General features: G+C 43.4%; 2 protein-coding genes. Both read left to right on the top strand.

What is annotated here, in order from left to right:
* On the top strand, window positions 1-825 hold an 825-nt coding region (locus AACY61_RS13415; RefSeq protein ID WP_339612086.1), incomplete at its 5' end, for a methylmalonyl-CoA mutase family protein.
* A gap of 211 nt (window positions 826-1,036) precedes the next feature.
* A partial coding sequence (locus AACY61_RS13410) for an SDR family oxidoreductase (RefSeq protein ID WP_339612085.1) occupies window positions 1,037-1,664 on the top strand: 628 nt, incomplete at its 3' end.

Below are 1,664 nucleotides of genomic sequence, written 5' to 3'. Positions count from 1 at the left end.
GCAGCCGCCAAAAAACAAGCTCGCATAGACAGCGGTCAGGATATTATTGTGGGAATCAACAAATACCGTCTCGAACAGGAAGACCCGCTTCAAATTTTGGATGTGGACAATCAAAAAGTACGCTTGTCACAAATAGAACGTATAAACAAAATCAAATCAGTAAGAAATTCCGAAAAAGTGACTGCCACGCTTAAAAAATTAACTGATTGTGCCCGCACGGGTGCCGGAAATTTACTAGCTTTAGCGGTGGAAGCTGCCCGTGAAAGAGCCACACTGGGAGAAATCAGTGATGCACTTGAAACCGCGTTCGGCAGGTATAAAGCACAAATTAAATCCTTTAGTGGTGTGTATAGCAAAGAAATAAAACAAGACCCCTCCTTTGAAAAAGCAAGGGAAATGGCCAATGAGTTCGCCGAACTGGAAGGGCGTCGTCCTCGAATTATGATTGCCAAAATGGGCCAGGACGGCCACGATCGCGGTGCCAAGGTAGTGGCAACAGGCTATGCCGATGTGGGTTTTGATGTAGACATTGGTCCCTTATTCCAAACCCCTAAAGAAGCCGCCAAACAAGCCGTTGAAAACGATGTGCATATTCTGGGGATTTCCTCACTAGCTGCTGGTCACAAAACACTGGTGCCTCAGGTGATAGAAGAACTTAAAAAATACGGTCGGGAAGACATTATGGTCATAGTGGGCGGTGTGATACCGCAACAGGATTACCGGTTTCTTTTTGATGCCGGTGCTGTGGCCGTCTATGGTCCCGGAACCCGAATCAGTGATGCTGCGATTGAGATGCTGCAGATTTTGATGGATTCAGTCAAATAAAGCGTTCTCATTTCAAGTCTTAAAGTCTTGAAGATGCATAATTAAATTCTTTTAAGGTTTGACTTGAATCAAAAAGTAACAACATTGTAACTTACAACTTTGATAGTTTGTTAATTACTTAAACTAAATAATTAATGATTATTTTTATGAAATTGTAGCCAGTTTTCAAACATTTTAACCACAAACAATAAACCACAAACATTTAAACCCAATGAACCACAATCAAAAAATGCTTCGCGACAACGCACTTAAAGGAAAAACCATCGTAGTCACCGGAGGCGGCAGCGGACTCGGTAAATCGATGGGGACTTATTTTCTTGAATTGGGTGCCAATCTGGTAATTACTTCCCGTAATCTTGAAAAACTTCAGAACACAGCTAAGGAGATGGAAGAAGCCACCGGCGGTAAAGTGCTTTCAGTGGCTTGCGATGTCAGAAATTACGATGAAGTGGAAGCGATGGTCAAAGCATCGGTTGCAGAGTTTGGACAGGTGGATGTGTTGCTCAATAATGCTGCAGGCAACTTTATTTCGCCCACAGAGCGATTGTCTGCCAATGCTTTTGACACTATCATTGATATTGTTTTAAAAGGAAGTAAAAACTGCACCCTCGCTTTTGGTAAACATTGGATTGACCAAAAAGAAACCAATAAAACCGTTGTCAATATTGTAACTACCTATGCCTGGACAGGTTCTGCCTTTGTCGTTCCTAGTGCGACCGCAAAAGCCGGTGTGCTGGCAATGACACGTTCCCTCGCTGTTGAATGGGCAAAATATGGCATCCGTCATCACGCTATTGCTCCGGGACCCTTCCCAACTAAAGGTGCATGGGACAGATTGC

Source organism: uncultured Planktosalinus sp. (assembly GCF_963973675.1).
Taxonomy (GTDB): Bacteria; Bacteroidota; Bacteroidia; order Flavobacteriales; family Flavobacteriaceae; genus Planktosalinus.
This window is presented reverse-complemented; position numbering and strand designations above follow the sequence as displayed.